Annotated in this window: 26 protein-coding genes; 9 read left to right on the top strand and 17 right to left on the bottom strand. The window is 60.4% G+C overall.

All coding sequences use genetic code 11. The annotated features are described in order from the left end of the window. Window positions 1-129 precede the first annotated feature (129 nt). The 6 genes from ACVJ5M_RS10480 to ACVJ5M_RS10455 all read left to right on the top strand — a co-directional run bounded on the left by ACVJ5M_RS10480 (window position 130) and on the right by ACVJ5M_RS10455 (window position 6861). Complete coding sequence (locus tag ACVJ5M_RS10480) at window positions 130-1131, top strand: autoinducer 2 ABC transporter substrate-binding protein (RefSeq protein WP_354099870.1); 1002 nt, start codon at window positions 130-132, stop codon at window positions 1129-1131. Window positions 1132-1243: 112 nt separating this feature from the next. After that, entirely contained in the window at window positions 1244-2728 is a 1485-nt protein-coding gene (locus ACVJ5M_RS10475; RefSeq protein ID WP_063981229.1) for a sugar ABC transporter ATP-binding protein, read from the top strand. After that, a complete protein-coding gene (locus ACVJ5M_RS10470) occupies window positions 2721-3725 on the top strand; it encodes an ABC transporter permease (protein WP_063986103.1) in 1005 nt (334 codons plus the stop codon). Before ACVJ5M_RS10475 ends, ACVJ5M_RS10470 begins: the two co-directional genes overlap by 8 nt. Beyond that, window positions 3722-4729, top strand: coding sequence for an ABC transporter permease (locus ACVJ5M_RS10465; RefSeq protein WP_063981228.1), 1008 nt, complete (start codon window positions 3722-3724; stop codon window positions 4727-4729). Before ACVJ5M_RS10470 ends, ACVJ5M_RS10465 begins: the two co-directional genes overlap by 4 nt. 6 nt (window positions 4730-4735) lie before the next feature. Next, window positions 4736-6151, top strand: a complete 1416-nt coding sequence (locus tag ACVJ5M_RS10460) for a carbohydrate kinase (RefSeq protein ID WP_354097134.1) — start codon at window positions 4736-4738, stop codon at window positions 6149-6151. After that, on the top strand, window positions 6148-6861 hold the full coding sequence (locus ACVJ5M_RS10455) for a class II aldolase/adducin family protein (RefSeq protein ID WP_063981226.1): 714 nt from the start codon (window positions 6148-6150) through the stop codon (window positions 6859-6861). Before ACVJ5M_RS10460 ends, ACVJ5M_RS10455 begins: the two co-directional genes overlap by 4 nt. Before the next feature lie 90 nt (window positions 6862-6951). Here ACVJ5M_RS10455 and ACVJ5M_RS10450 read toward each other — a convergent pair whose 3' ends face one another. Both ACVJ5M_RS10450 and ACVJ5M_RS10445 read right to left on the bottom strand, forming a co-directional pair. Next, on the bottom strand, window positions 6952-7128 hold the full coding sequence (locus ACVJ5M_RS10450) for a hypothetical protein (protein ID WP_167768162.1): 177 nt from the start codon (window positions 7126-7128) through the stop codon (window positions 6952-6954). 427 nt (window positions 7129-7555) lie between these two features. Further along, on the bottom strand, window positions 7556-8395 hold the full coding sequence (locus ACVJ5M_RS10445) for a DUF1194 domain-containing protein (RefSeq protein ID WP_283017540.1): 840 nt from the start codon (window positions 8393-8395) through the stop codon (window positions 7556-7558). Here ACVJ5M_RS10445 and ACVJ5M_RS10440 point away from each other — a divergent pair. Both ACVJ5M_RS10440 and ACVJ5M_RS10435 read left to right on the top strand, forming a co-directional pair. Beyond that, the gene (locus ACVJ5M_RS10440) at window positions 8387-9406 is read left to right on the top strand and encodes a hypothetical protein (RefSeq protein WP_187387929.1); all 1020 of its coding nucleotides are present in this window, start codon (window positions 8387-8389) and stop codon (window positions 9404-9406) included. The genes ACVJ5M_RS10445 and ACVJ5M_RS10440 overlap by 9 nt on opposite strands. A gap of 45 nt (window positions 9407-9451) precedes the next feature. After that, the gene (locus ACVJ5M_RS10435) at window positions 9452-11083 is read left to right on the top strand and encodes a winged helix-turn-helix domain-containing tetratricopeptide repeat protein (RefSeq protein ID WP_187387928.1); all 1632 of its coding nucleotides are present in this window, start codon (window positions 9452-9454) and stop codon (window positions 11081-11083) included. A gap of 1758 nt (window positions 11084-12841) precedes the next feature. On the opposite strand, the gene ACVJ5M_RS10430 is transcribed toward ACVJ5M_RS10435, so the two are convergent. Both ACVJ5M_RS10430 and ACVJ5M_RS10425 read right to left on the bottom strand, forming a co-directional pair. Beyond that, a complete protein-coding gene (locus ACVJ5M_RS10430; RefSeq protein WP_063981223.1) occupies window positions 12842-13027 on the bottom strand; it encodes a hypothetical protein in 186 nt (61 codons plus the stop codon). 1 nt (window position 13028) lies between these two features. Next, a complete protein-coding gene (locus ACVJ5M_RS10425; protein ID WP_135215647.1) occupies window positions 13029-13280 on the bottom strand; it encodes a hypothetical protein in 252 nt (83 codons plus the stop codon). An 824-nt stretch (window positions 13281-14104) separates the two neighbouring features. On the opposite strand from ACVJ5M_RS10425, the gene ACVJ5M_RS10420 reads away from it, so the two are divergent. Beyond that, the gene (locus ACVJ5M_RS10420; RefSeq protein WP_028150075.1) at window positions 14105-14296 is read left to right on the top strand and encodes a ParB N-terminal domain-containing protein; all 192 of its coding nucleotides are present in this window, start codon (window positions 14105-14107) and stop codon (window positions 14294-14296) included. Between the two features lie 515 nt (window positions 14297-14811). On the opposite strand, the gene ACVJ5M_RS10415 is transcribed toward ACVJ5M_RS10420, so the two are convergent. From ACVJ5M_RS10415 to ACVJ5M_RS10355, 13 genes are all read right to left on the bottom strand, one after another. Further along, a complete protein-coding gene (locus tag ACVJ5M_RS10415; protein ID WP_223153873.1) occupies window positions 14812-15000 on the bottom strand; it encodes a hypothetical protein in 189 nt (62 codons plus the stop codon). A 359-nt stretch (window positions 15001-15359) separates the two neighbouring features. After that, window positions 15360-15890 carry a DUF1269 domain-containing protein gene (locus tag ACVJ5M_RS10410; RefSeq protein ID WP_028150077.1) on the bottom strand — a complete coding sequence of 177 codons (531 nt, stop codon included), beginning with the start codon at window positions 15888-15890 and terminating at the stop codon, window positions 15360-15362. A gap of 261 nt (window positions 15891-16151) precedes the next feature. Beyond that, entirely contained in the window at window positions 16152-17141 is a 990-nt protein-coding gene (dhaK, locus tag ACVJ5M_RS10405) for a dihydroxyacetone kinase subunit DhaK (RefSeq protein ID WP_063981221.1), read from the bottom strand. Between the two features lie 39 nt (window positions 17142-17180). Beyond that, a complete protein-coding gene (locus ACVJ5M_RS10400) occupies window positions 17181-17606 on the bottom strand; it encodes a hypothetical protein (protein WP_063981220.1) in 426 nt (141 codons plus the stop codon). Beyond that, window positions 17603-19201 carry a phosphoenolpyruvate--protein phosphotransferase gene (gene ptsP / locus ACVJ5M_RS10395; protein WP_063981219.1) on the bottom strand — a complete coding sequence of 533 codons (1599 nt, stop codon included), beginning with the start codon at window positions 19199-19201 and terminating at the stop codon, window positions 17603-17605. Before ptsP ends, ACVJ5M_RS10400 begins: the two co-directional genes overlap by 4 nt. Before the next feature lie 5 nt (window positions 19202-19206). Then, the gene (locus ACVJ5M_RS10390; RefSeq protein WP_063981218.1) at window positions 19207-19521 is read right to left on the bottom strand and encodes an HPr family phosphocarrier protein; all 315 of its coding nucleotides are present in this window, start codon (window positions 19519-19521) and stop codon (window positions 19207-19209) included. Continuing rightward, window positions 19514-19915 (bottom strand): dihydroxyacetone kinase phosphoryl donor subunit DhaM, encoded by a 402-nt coding sequence (gene dhaM, locus ACVJ5M_RS10385; protein ID WP_028150082.1) that lies wholly within the window; start codon window positions 19913-19915, stop codon window positions 19514-19516. Before dhaM ends, ACVJ5M_RS10390 begins: the two co-directional genes overlap by 8 nt. Further along, a complete protein-coding gene (gene dhaL, locus ACVJ5M_RS10380; RefSeq protein WP_063981217.1) occupies window positions 19912-20526 on the bottom strand; it encodes a dihydroxyacetone kinase subunit DhaL in 615 nt (204 codons plus the stop codon). Before dhaL ends, dhaM begins: the two co-directional genes overlap by 4 nt. After that, window positions 20523-21530 (bottom strand): ABC transporter ATP-binding protein, encoded by a 1008-nt coding sequence (locus ACVJ5M_RS10375; protein ID WP_063981216.1) that lies wholly within the window; start codon window positions 21528-21530, stop codon window positions 20523-20525. Before ACVJ5M_RS10375 ends, dhaL begins: the two co-directional genes overlap by 4 nt. Further along, on the bottom strand, window positions 21523-22620 hold the full coding sequence (locus ACVJ5M_RS10370) for an ABC transporter ATP-binding protein (RefSeq protein WP_354099869.1): 1098 nt from the start codon (window positions 22618-22620) through the stop codon (window positions 21523-21525). Before ACVJ5M_RS10370 ends, ACVJ5M_RS10375 begins: the two co-directional genes overlap by 8 nt. Before the next feature lie 6 nt (window positions 22621-22626). After that, window positions 22627-22839 (bottom strand): hypothetical protein, encoded by a 213-nt coding sequence (locus tag ACVJ5M_RS10365; RefSeq protein WP_063981214.1) that lies wholly within the window; start codon window positions 22837-22839, stop codon window positions 22627-22629. Further along, the gene (locus ACVJ5M_RS10360) at window positions 22836-23789 is read right to left on the bottom strand and encodes a carbohydrate ABC transporter permease (RefSeq protein WP_028150087.1); all 954 of its coding nucleotides are present in this window, start codon (window positions 23787-23789) and stop codon (window positions 22836-22838) included. Before ACVJ5M_RS10360 ends, ACVJ5M_RS10365 begins: the two co-directional genes overlap by 4 nt. Further along, window positions 23786-24745 carry a carbohydrate ABC transporter permease gene (locus ACVJ5M_RS10355; protein WP_014492573.1) on the bottom strand — a complete coding sequence of 320 codons (960 nt, stop codon included), beginning with the start codon at window positions 24743-24745 and terminating at the stop codon, window positions 23786-23788. Before ACVJ5M_RS10355 ends, ACVJ5M_RS10360 begins: the two co-directional genes overlap by 4 nt. Window positions 24746-24806: the final 61 nt, after the last annotated feature.

Here is a 24806-nt window from a genome sequence, read left to right as displayed (position 1 = left end):
TAATCCCCAGGCAAGTCCTGAGGCTGGAGGCGAAATTTTCGCCGCCAATCAAGAATAAGGCCAACTGCTCCGCCAGGCGAGTGCCGGGTAAAGGAGCAGAGGCCAAAAATAGCTTCCTGGGAGGGAACAATGGACAGACGCCAGACAATCAAAATGCTTGGTGGTGCGGCGGCGATCGCCGGTACCGGTTTTCCGGGGTTTGCTTTTGCGCAGGCTCAAAAGGAAATGGTCACGGTCGTGAAGATCGCCGGCATTCCGTGGTTCAACGCTCTTGAAAAGGGAATCCAGAAGGGCGCCAAGGACTTCAGCATCAATGCCACCATGGTTGGACCGGCGAACGTCGATCCGGCACAACAGGTAAAGCTGCTCGATGACCTGATCGCCAAAAAGGTCAACGTGATCGGCTTGGTGCCGCTGGACGTCAAAGTGTGCGAGCCGGTGCTCAAGCGCGCCCAGGCGGCCGGCATCAAAGTCATCACCCATGAGGGCCCCGAACAAGAAGGCCGTGACTGGAATGTCGAATTGATCGATTCCGTTCGCTTCGGTGAAGTGCAGATGGAGCGTCTCGCCAAGGACATGGGCGGCGAAGGCGATTACGTGGTTTATGTCGGGACGTTGACGACGCCGCTTCACAACAAATGGGCCGACGCCGCGATTGCCTATCAGCAGAAGAATTTCCCGAAAATGAAGCTCGTCGCCGACCGTTTCCCCGGCGCCGACGAGATCGATACCAGCCAGCGCACGACGCTTGACGTGATCAAGGCCTATCCGAACCTGCGCGGCATTCTCGGCTTCGGCTCGAATGGGCCGATCGGGGCCGGCAATGCGGTGCGTCAGCAACGCCTTGGCAAGAAGATCGCCGTGGTCGGCACGGTGCTGCCGAGCCAGGCGAAATCGCTCATCGTGGATGATACCATCCGCGAAGGTTTCCTGTGGAATCCCACCGATGCAGGTTACGCCATGGTTGCAGTTGCCAAGCTCGTGCTTGATGGCAAGCCAATCACGGATGGCGTCGATGTTCCCGGCCTCGGCAAGGCTGCGGTCGATGTGGCCGGCAAGCAGATCAAGGTCGACAAGATCATGCGGATCAACAAAGAAACCATCGACGGACTGATCGCCGGAGGACTCTAGAACTACACCGGTCCCAGCCGCCTCGTCGCGCTGCATTCCCGGCTTTCCGACCGGGAATGCGATCCTCGTCGAGGCGATCGCTTGACGAGCGGTCCCATTACAGGACGAAGCCTTGACGACTTTCCTGAAGATGTCCGGCATATCAAAACGTTTCGGCGGCGTGCATGCGCTTCGCGACGTCGATCTGACGCTGGAGGTCGGAGAGGTGCATTGCCTTGTCGGCGAAAACGGATCCGGCAAGTCCACGCTGATCAAGATCATTTCCGGCGTCGAGGCGCCGGAACCAGGAGGCCGGATCGTCATTTCCGGCAAGGAGTACCCAAAACTAAGCCCGGTCTACTCCACCCATTGCGGCATTCAGGTCATCTATCAGGATCTATCGCTATTCTCCAACCTCACCGTCGTCGAGAACATCGCCATGGCGCACCATCTTGGCGGCGTCCACACGGTGAACTGGTCCTCTATGCGGGCCATCGCCATGGCCACAATGGCGAAGGTCGGCGTTGAGGTCGATCCAGAAACAAAAGTCTCCGAACTCAGCATTGCCGGACGCCAGCTGGTCGCGATCTGCCGGGCCTTGGCGGCGGATGCCAAACTTCTCATCATGGATGAGCCGACGGCGTCGCTGACCCGCCACGAGGTCAACACCTTGATCAAGCTCGTCAGCGACCTGAAAAGAAGCGGTATCTGCGTCGTATTCGTGAGCCATCGCCTCGACGAGGTGCTTGAGATTGCCGAACGCGTGACGGTGTTGCGGGACGGCGCCAAGGTAGGCACCTTTGCCGCAGCGACCATCAACGGCAGCAAACTCAGTCACCTGATGACCGGGAAGGCTTTCGAGTATCAGAAACAGGTGCCCGACCTTGCCGTGGGTGCGGTTGTTCTCGAGGTCCAGGGGCTTGGCCGCGATGGTGACTACGACGATGTGAGCTTGCAATTACGCGCCGGAGAAGTCGTGGGCCTTACCGGATTGCTTGGATCGGGCCGAACCGAGCTCGCACTGTCGCTGTTCGGCATGAACCCACCCGATCGAGGCACCATGGCGCTTGACGGCCACCGCATCGCGCTGAACACGAATGCAGACGCGATCCGTCGAGGCATCGCCTACGTATCTGAAGACAGGCTTACGCTTGGCCTCATCCTTGACCAGTCGATCACGTCGAACGTCACGCTGACTGTGTTGGAACGTCTCGCCGGCGCGTTCGGCCTGATTGGCGCACGCGCGCGGCAAAGCCATGTTGCGCGATGGGTCGCCGAACTCGGAATCAAGGTCTCTGATCCCAACAACCCGGTCAAGACGCTCTCCGGCGGCAATCAGCAGCGGATCGTGCTCGCCAAATGGATGGCGACCAACCCACGAGTGCTTATCCTTGATAGCCCAACGGTCGGTGTCGACATCCGCGCTAAGGATGGGATTTATGAGATCATCCGGCGGCTGGCCCGCGAGGGCGTCGCAGTGCTGATGATATCAGACGAAATCCCCGAGGTGCTTTATCACAGCCATCGCGTGCTGGTGATGCGCGAAGGGCGTTTGACTACTGACGTGATGGCCGCAGACACCTCCGAAGATGCGCTTCGGCAGGCAGTCAATGCCTGAATCGCGGTTTGCTTCATTTGGCAGGTTTCGGCGCAGCCATGAGTTCTGGCTGTTGATCGTGATCCTCGTGCTCTGCGTCAGCCTGGGCGCGGCGAACGGCCAGTTCCTGACCATGCAGAATCTGTTCGACCTGCTGACCTCCTACGCATTCGTAGGCATCCTCGCCCTCGGGCTGCTCGTGGTGCTGATCGCCGGCGGAATCGACATCTCCTTCACGGCGACGGCATCGGTGGCGCAATATGTCACGCTTACGGTGGCGAACGCATACGGCGCGAACTGGATCTGCGTTTTTGCGATCGCGATCGGCATTGGCGGTGCGCTCGGCGCCCTCAACGCGATCTTCATCCAGAAGCTTCGGATACCATCAATCATCGTGTCCGTCGCAACGTTGAACATTTTCTATGGGCTGCTGATTTTCTTCACGGGCGGTAAATATATCTATTCGTTACCCGACTGGTTCGCGACCGGGATATTCTGGTTCGAGTTCGATTGGGGCAAAGATACGTCCTACGGCGTCAACCTGCAGATCCTCGCGCTCGGGTTCTCATTTCTCTTCACCTGGCTCCTGCTCAATCGTAGCAATATCGGTCGTCAAATCTACGCCATGGGGGGCAATACCGATGCCGCGCAGCGACTCGGCTTCCATGTCTTCGGCCTCAACATGTTGGTCTATTGCTACATGGGGGTCATGGCCGGTATCGCCTCACTGGTCCAGGCGCAGCTTGCACAGTCCGTCGCTCCGACGGTGCTGGTGGGCAAGGAGCTCGATGTGGTTGCGGCCGTCGTGCTCGGCGGCGCCAGCCTGATGGGCGGCGTCGGCACCGTTCTCGGCACGTTTCTGGGGTTGGCACTGCTCGCCATCCTGCAGAATGGAATCATTTTGCTTGGCGTTTCGTCCTACTGGTCGCCATTTTTTGTCGGGTTGGTCATTCTGATCTCGGTCTCGGCAACAGCCTGGTCGCAGCGAGAACGGCGGACCCGGAGCGCGCGGCCATGAGAAATGAGTCCACCCTCGCCCTTCGCGGACGCCTGATCCGTTTTGCCGGCAGCGGGACGATCGCAACCCTGATGCTGTTGTTGGTCGCGCTCTGGTTGGTGTTCGCCATTACCATCGGCGACCGGTTTTTCTCCGTCAACACGCTGCAATCGATGGCCTTCCAGATGCCGGAGCTCGGCATCCTTTCGCTTGCGATGATGCTGGCCTTGTTATCTGGAGGCCTCAACCTTTCCATCATCGCCACCGCTAATCTCTCTGGACTGACCATTGCCTTCCTGCTGACGCACTACATTCCGGGCACTCAGGGCATTGCCTGGGTCGGCGTACAGGTGCTGGCGATTGCGGCAGGGTTTGCCGTCGCGGCACTGGTCGGCCTTGTCAACGGATTTGTCATCGCCTATCTCGGCGTTTCGCCGATCCTCGCAACCCTCGGCACCATGACACTCTGCAAGGGACTCGCGATCGGCCTGACGCGCGGCAATGTCATCTCCGGATTTCCGGAGCCCATTGTTTTCATCGGCAATGGAACGGTTCTCGGGGTGCCTTTTGCCCTGATCGTGCTGGCGCTCTGTGCGTTGCCGGTCGCGCTCATGCTAAACGCAACGCCCTTCGGGGCAAGGGTTTACATGATCGGCTCGAACGAGAAGGCAACCCGCTACTCCGGCGTCGATACCCGCGCCGTCCTGCTCAAGCTATATGTCCTCTCGAGCCTGCTCGCCGGTGTCGCAGCGGTCGTCATGCTGGCACGTTTCAATTCAGCCAACGCGGCATATGGCGAGAGCTATCTGCTCGTCACCATTCTTGCAGCAGTGCTCGGTGGCGTCGATCCATTTGGCGGCTTTGGCAAGGTCGGCGGATTGCTGCTTGCGCTGATAATCCTTCAGGTGATCTCCTCGGCGTTCAACCTTCTCAATCTCAGCCAGTTCCTCACTCTGGCGATCTGGGGGGGCATCCTGATTGCCGTTGCTGCGGTTCCCCATCTGGGCGGCAAAGCGCCCCGGTAGACAACGATGACAAGATCGGAAGCCTCTCCCCGGATCGCGGTTCTCGACATTGGCAAGACGAATCTGAAACTGCTGGTCGCGAGTGAGGACGGCTGGCCGCTCGAAGCACTTTCGATCCCGAATGTGCCGACCACGGCAGGACCATACCCCGCCTATGATCTTGCCGGGCTGGAAGAGTGGTTCCTCGACACTTTGGCCGTGGTGACGCAACGCCACACCATCGGCGCGGTGATCGCGACCGCGCATGGGTGTGGCGCCGTTCTTGTCGAAGGTGACGAGCCAGTGCTGCCGATGATGGACTATGATGCGGTCTCGCCGCCTGAGATCGACCAGACCTACGCCCGGATTGCGCCTGCCTATGATGAAGTGTTTTGCGGTATCAGCGGCGCGATGCGGCTCGGCAAGCAATTGCTCTGGCAGGAAAGCGCATATCCCACCGAATTCGCCCGCGCGAAAACCTATCTTACGACTGCGCAGTATTTCGCCTTGCGGCTCGGCGGGTGTGCTGCAAGTGAAATTTCACAGCTCGCGGCTCAGAGCCATATCTGGGACCTTTTCCACCATCAGCCTTCCTCCCTGATGCGCAAGCGCGGCTGGGACCGTCTTCTGCCGGAGCGGGCATCCGCCGGTGCGGTGCTAGGGAGGATTTCGGAGGCCGTAGCCAAGCGTACCGGCCTGGCGCGCTCGACCGAAATCCTCTGCGGCGTGCATGATTCCAACGCCAACCTGTTCCGCTACAAGGCCGCCGGCATGGCCGATACCTCGATCCTATCAACAGGCACCTGGATGATCGGCTTTCAGCGCGGCCTCGCGCTAGACAAGCTCGACGCCACACGCGGCATGGTGCTCAATATCGATGTCGACGGTGAGAACGTACCCTCCACGCTGATCGCGACAGGCCGCGAATACGACTTGATCAGCAGAGACCACGACGCTTCTGATGCAGCCGTCCTCACCGCATTGCCGAGTCTACTGGCCCTTGGAACCCTGGCACTCCCCTCCTTCGTTGGGGATGATGGACTGTTCCCCGGTGCAGCTCACCGCGGACGCATTATCGGACCGCGGCCCGAGACGCCAGCCGAATGGCAGGGGTTGGCAGTCCTCTACGCCGCATTCAGCGCAAACCGCTGTCTAGATGCGCTTGGCAGCTCGAAACACATCGTCATCGACGGTGGCTTCGCCGCCAACCTGCCCTTCGCGCGCGCTCTGGCCGCGTTGCGGCCATCGCAGAGCGTCTCCGTGAGCCAATCTCGGGATGGAACGGCGCTCGGCGCGGCGCTGCTGTGGCGGAGATTTTCGCGTACGATTCCGGTTTCGAGCGTGGTGCTTGAAGCTGTCACGCCGCTCGGCGAGGATGAGTGCAAACGCACCCTTTCCGCCGCCTATCAATCCTGGATTTCTTTTTCGGAGCACCCATCATGACAGACCGCAATCATGCCGATCTCCGCCAGGGCATCGTCGATACCTGCAAGGAGATGAACCGAAACGGTCTCAACCAAGGGACTTCCGGCAATCTTTCGCACCGGATTCCAAACGGCATGCTAATCACACCGACAAGCTTGCCCTACGAGCGCATGCGGTCAGAAGACATTGTCGCGATGGATTTTGCCGCGAATTACCAGGGCAACCATCGCCCTTCTTCAGAATGGCGTTTTCATCGCGATATTCTGCGAGCGCGGGCCGACATAAACGTCGTGCTTCATACGCATTCCACCTTCAGCACCATTCTCGCCGTGCACGAGCGTGGCATTCCCTGCTTCCACTACATGGTCGCGGTAGCCGGTGGCAACGATATCCGTTGTTCGCCTTATGCCTGCTTCGGCACACAAGCGCTGTCGGATTATGCCGTCGATGCGCTCGAAGGACGAAATGCCTGCTTGCTCGGCCATCATGGCTTGATCATAACGGCGCAGACATTTGAAAAGGCGCTTTGGCTTGCCGTGGAGGTGGAGACCCTGGCGAAGATGTATGTCCACGCGCTGGCGATCGGCGAACCTCCGCGCCTCAGCGAGACCGAAATGGCACAGGTCCACGAACAGATGAAACGCATGGGCTACGGCCAGGCGCCCGATCTTGACGACGTCGGTGATGTTCCACGCGCCATGCCTCAGTCGAAACTGGCGCCACATTGACTCAGAGTGTCGTTGAACGCGGCTAGTCTTCTCTTCGCTAAGGAAACTTGCAAGCAACTCTACCAGCCGCTGGTGATCAATCGAAAATTGTCAGACAGCGTGCCAATATCCCTTGTGAATATCGAACTTCACGGCGCCGTCGTCACGCATCTTCAACAAGAGCGATTGGCAATCGTCCTCATGCTTTATGTTCACGCGCTTCATGATTTCGAAAACCTTCAGAGGCTTTTCGCCAAGGGCAATCAGAATCTTGTCTCGATCAGTCATTGGGGCTCCTTGTATCGGCATCGGCGACGGTACGCGCTGTGCAGATCGTCTGCAACGGCCGCGTTCGCTTGACGAGGTCCGTTCCGGGTCACCAGGCCCGAAGCTGCCGCGCCAATACAACAGCACGGAGCGAGCTTCGCTACCCCCAGCGCGACGACCACACCGGATACGTGCTCTTTTCGTTCGTGCACAGCCCGCGAGGGTGTTAGGCAAGCTCGCCTGCTGATGAGTGGGGGGGACAGCATCCACGATCCTTGCCTTTCCGGTCGACGGAAGCGGTTTCCGCATTTGATGATGAAGTCGGACATCTCCGGTAAAGCGGAAGTCAGCCATAACGCCAATTATGTCGGCTGAGGGCCGTGAGCAGACGTACTACGCTCGTTCAACGCGGATCGAACTGTGCGCCTTCCAAAAGGTACCGAAGCGCTCACCACCGGCTTCGTTTCGCCCATATTGCCTCACCAATGAGGCAGGATATTCGTGGCTCCCTTTCGGTCACCGAAACGATCCGGTCCCTGGGCACGCCGCCGGCAACCTCGAGCACGAGCTTTGTTCGGATCGCCTCCTTGAACCCGTCACGGCTTCTGATCGTCACCATAAACGAGCCTGACCCGCCAATCACACAATCCTCGTAATAGAGATCGAGGTCGTCGATGTCCATTTGCGACGGAAGCCTTCCTTCGAGCATGATCGGCAATCCGTTGATGGTAATGCCCCTTGCCAGCGCCGCATCACGTGCGATGGTAACTGGGCTTCCGTCGTTGTTCACGCCATCGCCGGAAACGTCGATCACACGCCGCAGTCCACGATACGGATCCGCATCGAACAGCGGCAATGCGAAATTTATCGCGCCAGAGATCGAGGTGCGTGAGCCCATGCGAACCGGCGCTTTCGCGATTTCCGCCGCCACCGCAGCTGCAGATTCGCGGCTGTCGATCAATCTCCACGGCACGATGATTTTCTGATCGTTCGGTCCAGACCATTCCACATAGACCAGGGCCAACCTTCGGTTCGGCCCGGCCTTGAGCGCCTGGAGAAATTCGTTGGAAACGATGGCCTCCGCGTAACCCTCGCGCTGAAGCAAAAGCTCGCCAGGATCCATTGAATAGGAGACATCAACAGCAAGAACGAGTTCGACATCAACCGATGGCTGCTCGCTGCCGGCAACCACTCGGTACCCCGAATTGAGGGCGGCCGTGTTGGCGACTTCACCTCCGGCGATCACTCCGGCGATCAATGCCGCTGCGATGGAGACACGATGAAGCATGGTGGCCTCGCTGCTGGTTCCTCTTCATGGTGGCAGAAACGCCGCTGCCTGATCGATCGGTCCAGTGCCGGGTGCGGATTGATGCGAGCGCGCGAAGACGAACCGAGATGTCACATGTATTTCGGAGGCGGCTTTGCCGTCCTGGCCGATGAGGATCAATCCGGCGCCGCCATTTGCTACATTCAGAACAATCGGCTCGCCACTCCACGTCTTGATTGGCTCCATTCCGATGATGAGAAATTCACCGATAGGCTGGTCAAGATATTGGATGCGCAATTGCGGGCCGACTTCGGCTGCCGCGAGTTCGAAGCCGAGCTGTCGAGCACGCGCGTAAACATCAGCCAAGGTCACAGTATCGGACGTGAATCCAAGCTGGGCTGGCGATACGAGGATAAGCTCCACGTCTGTCTTGCGAGAGCCAAGGATGAATGTCGGTCGAGCAAGTATTTCAGCGGCCTGCCCCCCGATACCGCAACCCATGCCGTCCAGCTTATTGCGCAGTCCAAGCGGATCAGCGAAGGTACCAATGGTAATGGTCTTCCATGTCGCCACATCGCGGCCGGACTGAATGAGTTGCTGGGACACTTCGGCGGGGCGCGTCTTGAGCTTCAGCTGGTTTTGCAAGACATCGCGAGCCGTGCATTGAGCCCGCGCTGGATTGGTTGCGAACTGAACGATGCAGGCCGCGCACAGTATCGACACAATGAAGTAACGGCTGCCCCGGCGCGCGCGCGAATGACGGTCGGCTCCGCCGCAATGCGCCCTTCCCGCTGTGATGGCTATCGAAAATCTCTTCCGCATTTGCAATCTCGCGAGAAGAAAGAGACCACCGTCTGGCACTGGACACACTCTGCGCCCTGTGAGCGCGGTGCAGCTTTCTCGGTATCGCGTTATTCGGTTACCGCGGGCTCAGGGCAGCGGCTCTCCGGTTGTCAACGTAGTGCAGGTCTGCGGGAAAACCGTACGAAAAGGCACGATAAAGGACGAAATCGGGCTCTGCCGCTGCCTTGAGACGCACTTTCCGTTCCGCTAAGATCAATGGCGGGAGGTGTGCGCATGACCTGCCTGCGGCTGAACGGATACACGCTCAATTTGGATCAGGCGCAGTTATTTGACCGGCACGGCCAGGCCGTTGAGCTGCGGCCTCAGGCTCTGGCAGTGTTGCTTGAATTGGGGCGCCGTCCCGGAGAGCTGGTTACAAAACTCGATCTCGGTGCGCGAGTGTGGCCGGGCGTTTCGGTCACCGACGACTCGCTCGTGCAATGCGTGGTCGAGATCCGGCGCGCGCTCGGTGACAGCCGGCAGCAGGTCGTGCGGACGATGCCACGACGTGGTTACCTTCTGATCGTTGACGCAGCCGACACGGCGCCGCGCGATGTGCGAAGATTCTATCGCCTTGCCGCCGCCCTTGCGATGGTGGCAGTCGCGATCATGCTGGTCTGGCAACTTCTACTGCCCGGCGCCGGCTCCGGGCCCCCCAAGGTACACAACAGGATGGTGGCCGACGTTGCGGTTCTACCCCTGCGCGTACTCAACACCTCTCAGGAAGGCAGTCCGGACGGCAACGGATTAGCCTACATGATTGCCTCCGAACTTGCGCGCAACCCCGACCTGCACATCGTCTCAACCCTCGCCACAGCCGAGCTTAGCGGCAAGAACCTGTCGCCGGCCCAGATCGCCGCGATGACCCGCGCTCGCTACCTTGTGGATGGCAGCGCAGAGAGACGCGGCGACCGGCTGCAGCTCCACGTGCAATTGATCGATTCCGGCAACAACCGCATCGTCTGGAGCGGCCGGTTCGAGCCCACTGCGCAGGACCTGCCCGACGTTACTGAAACGTTGATCTCTCGGATCAGCGCCTCGCTTGGTGCAACCGTGCGCGAGTCGGACCGGGCGGCGTTACGGAGCCGCGCGCCGGCCTCGCTTGATGTGCATGCGCGCGTGCTGCGCACGCTTGCGCTGACCATGGCACCAAGTTCCGAGAGCCTCCGCCAAGCGCGGCAGGAACTCGAACTGGCGGTCCGCCTTGATCCGAACTACGCGCCCGCGTGGACGGGACTCGGACTAGTGAAGAAGATGCTGATTTTTGGCCATCACGATCCTGGGCTCAGTCGTCAGGACTTGCCGCAGGCGATCGCCGACGTCAGGCGCGCGATTGCGCTGGACCCGCTGCGTGCCAGTTCGTGGCGAGTGCTGTCCTTAGTAACCGACGCAGGTCAGGACCCTGAGTCAGCGGTGAGCGCGGCCGAGCGGGCGATCGAGCTCGGCCCTGGCGATCCGGACAACTGGGTCGTCCTTGCCGGTGCATTGCATTATGCCGGTCGAACCCAGGCAGCGATTGAAGCCTTCGAGAAGGCGATCTCCTGGAACCCGGTACGCCCAGCACACTACGCGCTCTACGGGGCAAGGCTGCGCTATTCCGTGCAGGATTACGAGGATGCGCTGCGTTTCGCCCGCGAATGTATGGATCGAACACCTGCGATAGGCGTCTGCAAGGCGGTCTGGCTATCGTCGCTTATTCGTACCGGCCATGCCGCCGACGCGGAGGCGGCGTGGCCCGCTTTGGTCGCGGCCGCCCCCTCTTTGCAGACGTACCGGATGACGCCGCGGAATACGCCGATGGCTCTGGCGGTTGATGAGGACCTCGACAGACTTCGCAAGAGCAACACCACGGCAATGGCCCAGTAAAGCTTCAGGCGCGTGAACCTGATGTGATCATTCCAAGTTGGCCTTTTTCGGCGCAGAAGCGGCTTCGAGGCTGTTCCGGATGGAGTGATCCGCGTCGCTTTGCCGTTTGAGGCCGGTGTCAGCTCGTTCTAAGGGCCAACAGGCGACGTCCAGAAGCTACCAACTGAAGTGGGCTTTATTCAACTGCCTCTCTTCAATTTCGACATGACATCATCTCCGCCCGTGAGAACGTATCGAAGCGCGTACCCGATCAGCCAAGACGCCGCCGCTAGGCCCAGGCCAACCATTGCTAGATAGATGTTGATTCGATCCCAGGCGAAGCCAGCGGCAATAAGCGTCATCCATGCTTGCGCTACCGGCCTGCCGCAGGTGCATGCCGCGCCTACGCGCGCCCAGGTGCTCTTGGCGGCCGAGGGGATGCGACGCAGATCGCGCGCTGCTCGAACTGTGGCTGGACGATGCGGTAGCCTGATGAGGCATTCGCGAATTTGTGTGCGTGTCAGTCGCGGAGATCGCCATCAATATCTGGACTCTCCGGTTCCACGCGCCATAATGAGGCGATGGACGGGATATCCAAAACCTTAAATTGTGCGCGTTGCGGCAAGCCGCTGGTCCTGATAGCGCGACCGGATGGCAAGGGCCCACTCCGGCCGACATGCTTGCATTGCGAGGAAGCCGATCCGATCACGTCGCCCGAGGTCGCCAGGTGGTTTGCTGGGGAATTGCAGCCGCCGAAGGGATAGGCCGTGAGGATCGCTGCCATGGCCGTGACTGCCGCATAGTGCCGAGCTTGAGATGCTCGGGGACGACCGTCGTTGGCCTCAATTGTGTCGACAAATTACGGTACTGATTCGCCAGTGAGCCAGCGTCTCGCAATCGGTTGGTCCTTTGGCCTCTGAACTCACAAGTCACCGACGCGAGTGGCGTGCAATGGGGCCCGGCCCAGCCGGGCCTTTTGTCCTTTGTGAATTATGTGCACTCACTGCACCCTGGGCCCATCGCGACCGAGGACCCTCGTTGGCGCGAACTCACAAATATTCGGCCTGAACTGCCAAGATACAAACTGCCCTTTTTACTATGGCGACCCAGTTGGCCCAACGCACGGGGTGCACTTCGACCGGGGATCGATGACCAATGCGCGTTTTTTTTAGTTGCTTGTTTTGCGGGACGCTTCACAGCGCTATCCAAATAAGGCGGCCGGTCGTGGCAAGCGGGCGCTTCGATTGCAAAGCGTGCGGGCAGACACTGCATCGATGGTGGGCCGTATACGACTTTACAGATTGGAAGGGGCCGCTCGACCAGTAGCGGGCGCGGCCAATCCGGGTCGCCGCACCTTGCCGGCCCCGCTCAAATGCGCCTATGCCCGTCCTCACCCGCCGGCGCGATCCGCACCGCAGCGATTGCTGGCACATCCACTTTGACGACATCACGTCGGCAGCATAGCAAAAGCCGTCGGAAACCCCAGACTCGTCCGAGGTTTGGCAATGGCAGTGCGGCTTCTATCCCGGCTCGAAGCCCGGCAAGCACCGCAAAGGCTCGGCGCCGTCGTTCGAGGCGGCTCCCGCGCGGCGTTCGAGGTGGCATGGAGCGAATATCTGCCCAAAAGCACAGAGGCCAATTTCCGGGCCTCGCGCGTTCATGAGGCGTGGACTCGCGAGAAATACGCGCGCTTTGATTGCGGCGAACGGATACCGTCGGACTGGCGTCAGCATGGCTGAATCCGATGGTTGCTTACGCCGCTTTGACACTCGGATCGTGCTACCCAGCGGCACCGAGCTCATCACGTTGCCCGATGCGATCCGGCACTTCAGCGAGACGGTGCCGAAACGCGAGCACAAGCACCCGCGCGTACTTCTCGCCGCCACCGCGCTGACCGACGCCGCCGAGGGCCGAACCGCGCAGCGATTGCCTCGGATACCGCTGCGCGCCTCTTATCGTCCGCATCTCAACATATCCTCGGATTGTCGCCATTGTCGCAAATGCGGCCGGGCACGCCCCGGACCGACGGACCGAACCATATTGGAATGCCCTCCCAGACAATCCAGCAGCCGCCGGGGCCGGTATTGAATATATGACAGGGCTTGCCGTACACCGTGATGCGCGTTGGCCCGGCTGCGAATTTCTCGCGAGCCACGGCGGTCGTTGTAAGGACGGTGATCGCGATCAATCCAGTCGCCAAGAACTTGATTGTGGTCATCGAGCTTGTCCTTTTGACCCTTGATGGGGGCTGCAACCTTAGCCTGTTTCCTGGGCCAGTGGAGGACCGGATGCGCTTGCTCGTTCGCATCCTGCCTGACGAAGCTCACAGTAGGTAACGGCAAGGACCTATTTGCTCAATCGTCGCAAAGAGTGGCGTTTGGCGCCGGAACGAGGACAAGAGCAAGACGCCCCGGCTCTGTGATTTATTGGGCCTCAAGCGCTTCACGCCGCACGATCTCCGCCGAACGGCGCGCGTCGGCGGTCAAGGCGTCAAGTAAAGCGCGAGCCACGCCAGTCGATTAGACTACTAGGCTCGTAAAGAAGGGCTTGGTTATCTCGACGACCGAGGGTTCTCTCTCATCAGGAGTGGCGGCGGTGACAAACTCGCTTTTGCAGTTAAAGCAGCGCCAAAGGTCATGGATTTCTTGGGCATTGACGCGCTCACGCCACTCTAGATGGACCAACCCAGAACCACATTGAGGGCATTTTTCTGGATGGGGCGTCGAGAAGATTGATGCCATGTGGAACCTCCCTCATTTTCGGCGCAGCGTACGACTGTCTGGGCACCTTGGAATTGATCCACAACAAACAATTTGCCCATTTGTCATCGCCGGGCGGCTTCCAGGTCCGGGACCGTCGAGTGCTGGCGCGCGCCCTCCGCAATCGGGCCTTGCCAGTTGGTACATAAAGGGCGGCGATGTGGCGCATGTCGAATACGGAAGCCGTGATCTTCATGGGTTGGAACGCCCAGGGCCCGCATAAGGTTAGATAGATTGCGCACCATCGCGGCGGCCTGGCCGCACGCTGGATTGGAGGCAGCACATGAAAATCGTGGACGAAGACGGCGAGATCATCGCAACAGCATCCGATGACCATACTTTAATCGGCGGCCACCACCGCCTCGCAGTGGCGGCCAGCCTCGGTAAAAGACTGTTCTGGCGAGATACCGGCGAACCAGTGAAGCTTGATAACTTCTTCAAGCATTATGGAAGTTCTCTTCGACATACAGCCTGAGCCGCTCGCCGAGCGTACATTGTTCGGCGCATCGCAACAACGCCAACGAGGATTTTTGCCATCGCGCATTCCTGGTTTAATTTTTATGCGGTCCCGTACACAAAGGCGGCGCGCCATGTGGCGCAAGTGCGACAATCGATCACCCCCGTTTGGCCCTGGTCTCCGAGGGACCCCGGAAAGCAAATAGGGGCATCGTTGGTTCGCGTCTGACCGCTCTTGCCATCAGCCCGCTCCATTTAAGCTCTCCCTCCCTTTCCCACGCGCCTCTGGCGTGATCGAGGCGGTCGAGGCGGTGCGGCCGGCGGCACTGGCGCAGAGGCGATGCCGCAACGAAGGTTCGAGCGAAAGAAATCAACTGCGACATCTGCCGCAGTTGGGAAGCGCACGGGCAAGAATGGTAACGCCCGCAAGGTGCCGGTCGAGCGGCGCGCCTTGGCCGCCTGGGTCGAGCCTGTGTCACGTCGCGAGATCTGGTCACTTCAAATGACCAATTGCGCGGGCCCGCCGCCGATCTATCAGGTCTGCCTCTTCACGATTTCAAATCCGTTTGCGTGCAATTCCAGCAGTATGCCCTGTGCCAAGTGCGTGCACTCTTCAGACTTGATCCAGTGCGGACTTCTCCAATCCGGGTCGTCTTCCTTTGGGTAACTGGTGAAGGCGGAGCGAATGGCGGCTTCGATCACGTCGATGGGATTGTCCGACATCTGCATCCCTCACGCATTTGGCGAAATAGATCAAAATCCTGGGAATTAAAGAACAAGCCCAGCCGAACACTCACCCGGCGGCCCTCTCCGTTCAGAAGAACGTCACCGCCATCAATGGTTTGATCTAGGTCAACGCTGTGCCTCGGGCTCAGGCACGTGAACGGATCTCACTAAATTTAACGCGGTATGATGAATTGCAAATATATTCATACGGCGCGGTCGCGCGGTCCCGGCACTTGCCTCTGGCCCTCACAAAGGACCCGGAACTGCACCAATGACCGCACCCGGCGCGGCGTCACTGGGCCAGAGAGGGCTGCGGTAATGCCGGGAGCGGTCGTCGGCAGGCGGTCGCCATCGTTTCAAGCGCCCGGCAAATCAGGAGGCGAAGCCGCCGGTACCGCCGCTTTGACCTCCGCCAGCGCCGCTTGCAAGGCGGCTTCCTTAGTGTGGTCGAGAGAAGTCTTTAGCACCGTGCCGCCTTCGCCTTTTAGCCTCTCAAGAACCTTGTCTGCCGTGACTTTGCGCACCAGTACGAAGAGCGCTGCGGTTCCGGGTTGAACGGCGGCAGCGGTCTCTTTCATCCATTTGTCGTTGATGCCGACATCCGTTAAATATCCGCTGAGTGTGCCGGACGCGACGCCAAGGGCAGCACCAGCAAGCGGCATCAAAAAGATCAGGCCAATCAGCGTGCCCCAAAAGGCGCCAGTAGCCGCACCAGCAGCCGTGGTATTGATCAGTTGATTTAGTTTGATGTTTCCGTTGCTGTCTTTCACCGCGATCACGGCATCGCCGAGTTCGATCAAATACTCCTTCTGCATGGCCAGCAATTTTTGACGAACTTCCTCCGCCTTCGCCTCGGTTGGAAATGCAATTACGACAAGGTCGCTCATCTGTTCTGCTCCTCTACTCGAACGATTGCTGCCCATGCGAGAGAGGATGCGCCCGGTCGCGCGGGACAGGCAAGCCGCTACGGATAGCGGATGACGGGGCTCCGGGCACAAAGGGAGGCGGCGGGCACACCCGGCACGGGCGGCCCGGCTCGCGAGAACCGACAAGATGAGGCGTCAGGGTGCGAGTCAGGAGACCGCTAACGCCTCTCCCCACACGACGCAGATCTGCGATATCAGCAAAAAATGAGCCGCGCGCGGAAATCAGACGCCCCAACGCAGAGCTGCGGTCTGCACCGGGGCATCCCATAATGTCGTGGCTTTGCGATCGAGCACCGATACGGTGATCGAGACACCGGCCATGTCGAGGGATGTGACGTAGGAACCGGTCAGGAAGCGCGTCACCGTGATCCCCGCGCGATCCAGAGTCCGCTTTGCGACATTGACCATCAGATAGAGTTCGATCAGAGGCGTCGCACCAAATCCGTTAACGAGAAGCAGCACTTCGCTGCCCTTGCTCGGCGCAAGATCCTTCAGGATCGCGTCGAGCACCTCGGCGGCGATCGCATCGGCGGAAGCCAACGGTACCCTGCGCCGGCCAGGCTCGCCATGAATGCCGACGCCCATTTCCATTTCATCGTCGGCCAACGTGAAATTTGGCCGTCCGGCGGCCGGCACAGTGCATGGCAATAGAGCTACCCCCATCGAGCGCGTACGCCGGTTGACTTCATCGCCGAGCGCCTTGAGCGCGGCAAGCGGCATTCCGGTCTCGGCAGCGGCGCCGACCATTTTTTCCACGATCAACGTTCCAGCGACACCGCGACGACCGGTCGTGTAGGTCGACTTTTCGACCGCCACGTCGTCGTTCGTCACCACGCTTGCGACTTCTCGGCCGGCCATCTCGGCTGCCATGGTGAAATTCATCACATCGCCTTCGTAGTTTTTGACGATGAACAGCACACCTGCGCCGGTGTCGACGGCCTCCGCAGCCTCGATCATCTGATCTGGCGTCGGCGAGGTGAAGACCTGGCCAGGACAAGCCGCGTCGAGCATGCCCAGGCCGACAAAGCCCGCATGCAGCGGCTCATGTCCCGAGCCGCCTCCCGAAATCAGCGCAACCTTGCCCGGTTTCAACGTGCGACGGCGCACAAATTTGCGCTCGGCGCCGAGAAGCAGGATATCGGCGTGCGCTGCGGCGAGGCCGTCAAGACTTTCTTCGAGTACAGTATCGGCGCTGTTGATCAGCTTTTTCATGAGCGTTCTCCCAGTCCGGTCTAAAGTTCGATTCAATGGCTAACCGACGCTTTCCGCAAAGCGCGCGAGCTGCGCGGCTAAATCCACGATGAGCTGCTCGAGCGCACGATTCTTCTTGTCGTCACCAAGTTCAGGAACGGTCACGGTAATGACACGCGTGCGCGCTTCGCGGTGGGGTGCGCGCAGTCTTCCGGGGTGCGCGCGGCCATACGCATCGAGAAATGCCGCACGCTCGGCGCTGGACGGATGGCAGACGTCGAAGATGACCGCGACATGCTTCGCCGGGATCGGCACCAGATAAGCCGGATTCGTGATTTGACTCACGAACGAACGATTCTTGCCCAGCGCCGCCGCAAGCTTCAGGCGCGTCCCCGAGGGCCGATTGTCGAGTACCTTTCGCAGGATTATTTTGTATTCTGCGACATTCTTGTCACCGGGCGTGTCCTTGCCGACATCGTCCCTCATGAACTCACCTTTGCGATTGCGGCCTTGAGCCGTGCGACGGCAATCGGCGACACAGAGAGAGTTGTCAATCCGGTCGCGAGCAGCGCCGCCGTGAGGTGAGTGTTGGCCGCGGCGTCGCCACAGAGCGAAACCTCGACGCCTCGCTTTAGCCCGGCCTCGACGGTCGCGGCTATCAGTGCCAGCACAGCCGGATTGCTGGTATCATTGAGGTCAGCGACTGCGCCGATGTCGCGCGCCGCCGCCATGGTGTACTGGGTTAGATCGTTCGAACCGATGGAATAGAATGCAGCGCCAAAATCCGCTGCACAGAGCGCCGCCGCTGGAACCTCGACCATAATGCCGAGCGGCGGTCGAGCGCAGGCAACTCCTTTCGCTTGGAGGGCTGTGAACTCCGCGTCAAGTATTTCGTTCGCGCGGTCCAATTCCGACGGGACCGCAACCATGGGCAACATCACTTTCAGCGTGCCATGGACAGCCGCACGGCAGAGCGCGCGGAGCTGCATGCGAAACACCTCCGGCCGCGCGAGCGAGAGGCGGATACCGCGGAGGCCGAGAAACGGATTGCTCTCACCTTCGACCGTCAAACCGGGAACCTGCTTGTCTCCGCCTGCATCCAAGGTCCGGATCGTCACCGGCTTATCTTGGGCCCAGACGAGAATGTCTCGATAGACCCTGTATTGCGTTTCCTCGTCCGGCAGGCCGTGGGCTGCCTCGAACAGGAATTCCGTGCGTACAAGGCCGATGCCGTCGCAAATTGCGGAATCAAGGTTTGCAAGGTCTTCAGGCCCGGCGACATTGAGCAGAACCGCTATCCGCCGACCATTGGCGACGAAGGCAGGCGCAAGGCTGGTCTCCTCGGCGACAGCCAGTTCGGCCTTCGCAGCCGCCATACGCAGCTCAAAGAGACGGATGGTCTCCGGCTCCGGATCGAAGATGACCCTTCCGGCGTCGCCGTCCACCAGCGCCAAGACGGGTGGCTGTCCATGCCACGACAACGGACCTAACCCAACGACCATCGGCGCCCCGCGCGCTCGCGCCAACATGGCGACATGCGAGGAAGGTGAGCCACTGGCCAGCGCGATCGCGCCGCCTTGCGACCAGTCAGTCGCAAGAAAGGTCGAAGGCGTGATATCTTCAGCCGCAACAATCGAACCGCCCGCGATTCCGGCGACAACATCCACACCGCCCAGATGCGCAAGCACGCGATCGCGGATGTCAACGATATCAACGGCCCGGGCACGGAAATATTCATCTTCAGCCGCGCGATAGCCGGCGATCTCTAGGTCGAGTGCCCGGCGCCAGGCATGGTCGGCAGCGATCCCGATCGCGATAAGTTCATATGCCGTATCTGTGAGTGCATCGTCTTCCAACATGGCGGCCTGGAACTCCAGAATGTCTGCCGCCTCACTCTGAATCGTCTTGATCTGCTCGGCCAGTTGCGCCCTCGCCCCCCCAATCGCCGCCCGCAGCGCTGCAGCCTCCTGCTCCGGATCCTCGCTCGCCATTCGCCCGGCCACGGCCGCAGTCAGCACGGCGACCGGCCCGAACGCGAGGCCCGGCGATGCGGCACGGCCGATAAGTTGGATCTCTGCCACTGCCGTTAAGCCTCACCAAAACCGTCATGCACAAGCGCAAGCATGGCAGCAAGCGCCACCTCTCCGTCCGGTCCGGCGACCCGGAAATGCAGCGTCGCCCCCTGCGGAGCTTTTACACGCATCACCTTCACCGGACTCTTGGCATCCGTCCAAGGCCCGTCTCCAGAGAGGGCGAGTTCGATCTTTGCGGCAAACCTCTTCGCACACTGCGTGAGCTTGACCGACGGCCGCGCATGAAGTCCGACCTTGTTGACGAGAACCGCCGAGGCGGTCAGCGGCACCGACGTCTCAGCTGCCCGGCTGGCGTGGGCATCATGCATAGAATTCCTCCGCGCTACGCTTGACGGCTGCGAGCGATGAGCCACCCGAGGATTCCGTCGCTGCAATCACCGCTCCTTCGACCACCGGAGCATTGCAGACGACGACGCGCGCCCTTCGATCTTCAGCCAACATTTCCACCGCCATCTCGGAATTTGTCTCCGCTCCACCGAGATCAACGAGCACAGCCACACCTGCTGCGGACCACGCCGCCTCGATCGCCTCCAGGATTCCAGCAACATTCGTGCCGAGCCCTCCATCGACATCGCCGCCGGTCCAGGCGAGCGGCACCGCATTGCCCACCATCTGGCGCACCATATCTGCCGCGCCTTCCGCTATCTTGGGCGAATGTGAAACGATAACGATTCCGACATTGCCGCCATTTGGATTGTTCATGACCTTGCCTCGAATTCCAATACTTTGACTGCAGCCCCGATCAACAGGGACGTTGAGCGCGAACCGGGGTCCATGTGACCAATGGAGCGTTCGCCGAGAAAAGAAGCCCTGCCGCGAATAGCGAGCATCGGCGTCGTGCGATCGGCCGCCTGCACCGCTTCTAACGCAATCGCCCGCGCATCGCCGCCTGCAGCCAATACCGCTTGCACGGGCACCAGGACATCCAGCAAGGTTTTCTGTCCTGCCTCCGAGCGTCCGCGCGCCTTTACGGCATTGATTGCCATATCCGTAGCCGCGACAAACTCCGCGCGTGTTGGCTGCTCTGGAAGCGCCTTGCCCAACTCCATGAAGAAGGTGCCAACCAGCGGCCCAGAAGCTCCGCCAACCTTCATGACCAGCGTCATTCCGATCGACTTCAGCATTTCTGGCAGAGACTTGTCCGCAAGGCCGGGCAACGTCGCGAGCACAGCCTCGAAGCCGCGTTTCATGTTCAGCCCATGATCGCCGTCACCGATCGCCTGGTCGAGGCTGGTCAGTTCGTCGGCGTGCTGGATCACCGATTCCGCAAGCGCCCGCACCAGATTCTCCCTAGAGGTCCGATCGAGACTCATGCCGCGACCCTCCCGCCGGCCGCATCGAAGAACAGCGGCCTGTTAAGGCGTAGCGACACGACGTCGCCGACGTCTAACCTCGCCTCAGGGTCCGCCAACGTCACGACAGGTTGGCCGCCGAGATCGAGATGGACATGGCTCTGGTCGCCGAGATGTTCGACCCGCGTGACGGTGGCCGACACGTCCCCGCCGCTGCGTGCGATCGCCAGGTGCTCGGTACGAGCGCCAATCGTCTTAACGCCGGGCGGAACGCCGGCAAACAGAGTTGCCGGCAGCAGGTTGATCATCGGCTGGCCGAGCCGGGCAGCGACATAGGCGTTGACCGGGTTCTCGTAAATCTCGCGCGGCGTGCCGATCTGCATCAGCCGCCCGGCCTCCATCACGCCGATGCGCGATGCCATGGTCATAGCCTCGGTTTGATCGTGGGTGACGTAGAGGATCGTCGCGCCGAGATCGATCTGGATGCGCTTAAGCTCCAGGCGCATTTCACCGCGCAGCTTGGCATCGAGCGAAGAAAGCGGCTCGTCCATCAGGTAGATCGAGGGCGAGCGCACCAGAGCGCGGCCAATCGCAACGCGCTGCATCTGCCCGCCCGACAACTGGGTCGCCTTGCTGTGGAGCTTGGCCTCGATATGGAGAAGACGCGCAACCTGTTCGACCTTTGCGCGAATTTCGGCCTCCGGCAGGCGCCGAGTCGGCGCGCGTAGCGCAAAGGCCATGTTCTCGAACACGGTCAGATGCGGGTACAACGAATATTGCTGGAATACGAAGGCGACGTCACGATCCGCCGGCGCATCACTGGTCACATCGCGTCCGTCGATGCGGACCGAGCCGCTGTCGGGCGCCTCTAATCCGGCAACGAGACGCAGCGTCGTTGTCTTGCCGGCGCCGGTCGGCCCCAGCAACGCAACAAATTCGCCATCTCCAATGGTGAGGGACAGATCGACGACGGCTTGCGTCTTGCCAAACGCCTTGGAGACCGCCCCGATCTCGACTTCAGCCATGCTTGCCTCCCTCGTGCAATGCGGTGCGTATTGCCCGTCCCGACCCCTGGTCGAAGAGCGACAACGTATCGGGCCGAAAATCGAGCCCGACATTCATCCCAATCCGAAAGGGCATGCTGGCGGGCGAGCGGGCCTTGAGAGCGCCGTAAGGCGTCGTCACCGTCACGATCTGCGTCGTGCCGAGATATTCCGACCCATAGATCTCGCCCCGCACCATGCCGCTATTGGAAAAACGCACATGCTCGGGTCTGACGCCCAGGACAAGGTCGCTCTCCACCAGAGCCTCGCGTGCGGTGGGTATCGCAACGTCGCGATCCCCGAGCCGGATCGCCTGCGCCCCGGCTTGCAGGCTGCCGCGAAACGGCAGGAAATTCATCGCTGGAGAACCGATGAAGTCCGCGACGAAGAGCGAAACAGGCCGGTCATAAATGTCGCGCGGACTCGCAATCTGCTCGACCACGCCGTTGTTCATCACCGCAATCAGGTCCGCCATTGCCATGGCCTCCAGTTGATCATGCGTGACGTAAACGGTGGTCGCGCCAAGCCGGTCATGCAGCGCGCGCAATTCCTGGATCATCGCCTCGCGCATCTCGGTATCGAGCGCTCCGAGCGGCTCGTCCATCAGGAAGCACTTCGGCTTGCGGACGATCGCCCGCCCAAGCGCGACGCGCTGACGGTCGCCGCCGGTGAGGGTCGAAACCGACCGATCAAGGAGGTGGGAGATACGCAGGATCCGAGCGGCCTCCACCACGCGCCGGTCGCACTCCGCGGCTCCGATGCCCTCGCATTTAAGCGGAAAGCCGATATTGCGCCGGACATTCATGTGCGGATAGAGCGCAAATAGCTGGAAGACGAAGGCGATATCTCGCGCGGAGGCACGGTTCATCGTCACGTCCTCACCGTCGAGCCTGATCGTGCCGGATGTCGGCAATTCCAGTCCTGCAATCATCCGCAGCGTTGTCGTTTTGCCGCAGCCGGACGGCCCAAGCAGACAAAGGAACTGGCCGTCATCCACCGTAAAGCTCGCGCCCTTGACTGCGTGAAACTCTCCAAAGGATTTGTTGAGCGCTTCAACCCTGATCTGTGCCATCGAGCGCTACTCCCGGACCTTCGAGACGATCGTGAACATCACCGTCCCAAAGAGAGTGACCGCGAAAGACCAGGAATAAAGCGTCAGAAAAAACGGCTGCATCAGCATGACCACGCCTGCGGCAATGATCGCCGTCGCGATGGCCTCCAGCGGACCGCGCCGCAACATTCTGCTCGTCAGGTTAACGTTCGGCGTTGACGTGTTCACATCAAGGTTCATTTGCGAACGGCCCCAAAGGTAATCCCGCGCAGAAGATGCTTGCGAAGCAGCACCGTGAACACGACGATCGGCACAAGAAAGATCGTCGTGCCGGCGGCTACGGCCGGCCAATCCTGGCCGCCTTCGCCAATGATGATCGGAATGAATGGGGGCGCGGTCTGAGCGTTGCCAGAGGTCAGAAGCACAGCAAAGGCGTATTCGTTCCACGCAAAAATAAGGCAGAAAATCGCCGTCGCCGCGATCCCCGTCGTCGCCTGCGGTAGAACCACCTTCACGAACGCCTGAAAGCGCGTATAGCCATCGATCATTGCCGCTTCTTCGTATTCACGCGGGATTTCGTCGATGAAGCCCTTGAGTAGCCAGACAGCGAGCGAGACGTTCACCGAAGTGTAGAGCAGGATCATCCCGAGACGGGTATCCGATAGCCCGACGGTCCGGTACATCAGGTAGATCGGGATCGCGACCGCGATTGGCGGCATCATTCTGGTCGACAGAATGAAGAACAGGAGGTCGTCCTTGAGAGGCACGCGGAAGCGCGAAAAACCATAAGCCGAGAGCGTACCGAGCGCGACGGCAAGCACCGTCGAGCCAAAGGCGATGATCAGCGAGTTGATGAAGCGCGGCACGTAGTTCGACGGCCCGGCGACAACCATGTTGCGGCTGCGCGCGATGTTGTCACAAAGCCCCTGCGGCGGCCCCAGCGTCTGGATAAACTCCTGAGTCTGACGCGAGCGTGTTGTGAAGACATTGCAATAGCCTTCAAGGGAGGGCTTGAAGAGGACCTTCGGCGGATAGGAGATCGCATCGTCAGGCGACTTGAACGAGGTGAGCACGATCCATATCAGCGGAACCATCGTTATGATGGCATAGAGTATGACGAGCAGACCGGCAAAGCGGCGAGTGCCGGTCGACGGTTCGACGACTGAGTGGGCTGCATTTGAGGCGCTCATCTGCTTTTCACCCGGTTCAGCGCCTTGACGTAGATGTTGGCAAGGCCAAACACTGTCACGAACAGAATGATCGCGAAGGCCGAGGAATAGCCGGTTCGCCAACTCTCAAAGGCCGCGCGCTTCAGTGTGATCGAAGCGACTTCCGTGGTCGAGCCCGGCCCTCCTCCGGTCAGGAGGTTGACCATGTCGAACATCTTGAAATTCTCGATCCCGCGAAAGAGCACCGCGAGCATGATGAACGGCAGAGCCATCGGCAGCGTGATCGACCAGAACTGCCGCCAATTCGACGCGCGGTCGACCTCCGCTGCCTCATAAATGTAATCCGGGATCGACCGCAGCCCCGCCAGGCAAATCAGCATCACGTAAGGCGTCCACATCCAGGCGTCGACGATGACGATGGCCCACGGGCTGAGGGTCACGTCTCCCAGCATCTGGAACGACGAAGCGCCGCGCCCCGTGAAGAAGGCGACCACGTAGTTGAACAGCCCGATCTGCGGCTGATAGAGGAAGGTCCAGAAATTGCCGACAACCGCTGGTGAGAGCATCATCGGCAACAGAATGATCGTGGTCCACAGGCCATGGCCACGGAATTTCTTGTCGATCAGGAACGCAAGGCCGAATCCGAGCACAGTCTCGATCAGCACGGTCCAAACCACGAAATGCGCCGTGACCTGCATTGCCGCCCAGATATCCGGATCGGTCAGGATCGACTGGTACCAATCGGTCCCCAGCCATAGCGTCGGCGCGTTCGGCCGATTGGCGCGGTAGTTGGTAAATGACAGGTAGATCGTCCATACCAGCGGGAAGATATTGATCGCCAGCAGCAGCACGATCGTCGGCGTGATGAAGAGCCATGCGAGCGCCTGGTCCGAAAGGCCGCGGATACGACGTATCACGCCTGGTCGGATCGGGACGGCCCGGTAGGTGATCTGCGACGAAGTGCTCAAATCGTTCATGGCCCTGGTCAATCCTGGCGTCGCGATTGTCGACTATGCGACGCCTGCGGGTTCTACCGAA

The sequence above is a fragment of the Bradyrhizobium sp. S3.7.6 genome, assembly GCF_054061875.1.
The sequence above is the reverse complement of the archived record's forward strand: the minus strand, read 5'-3'. Positions and strand labels throughout refer to the sequence as shown.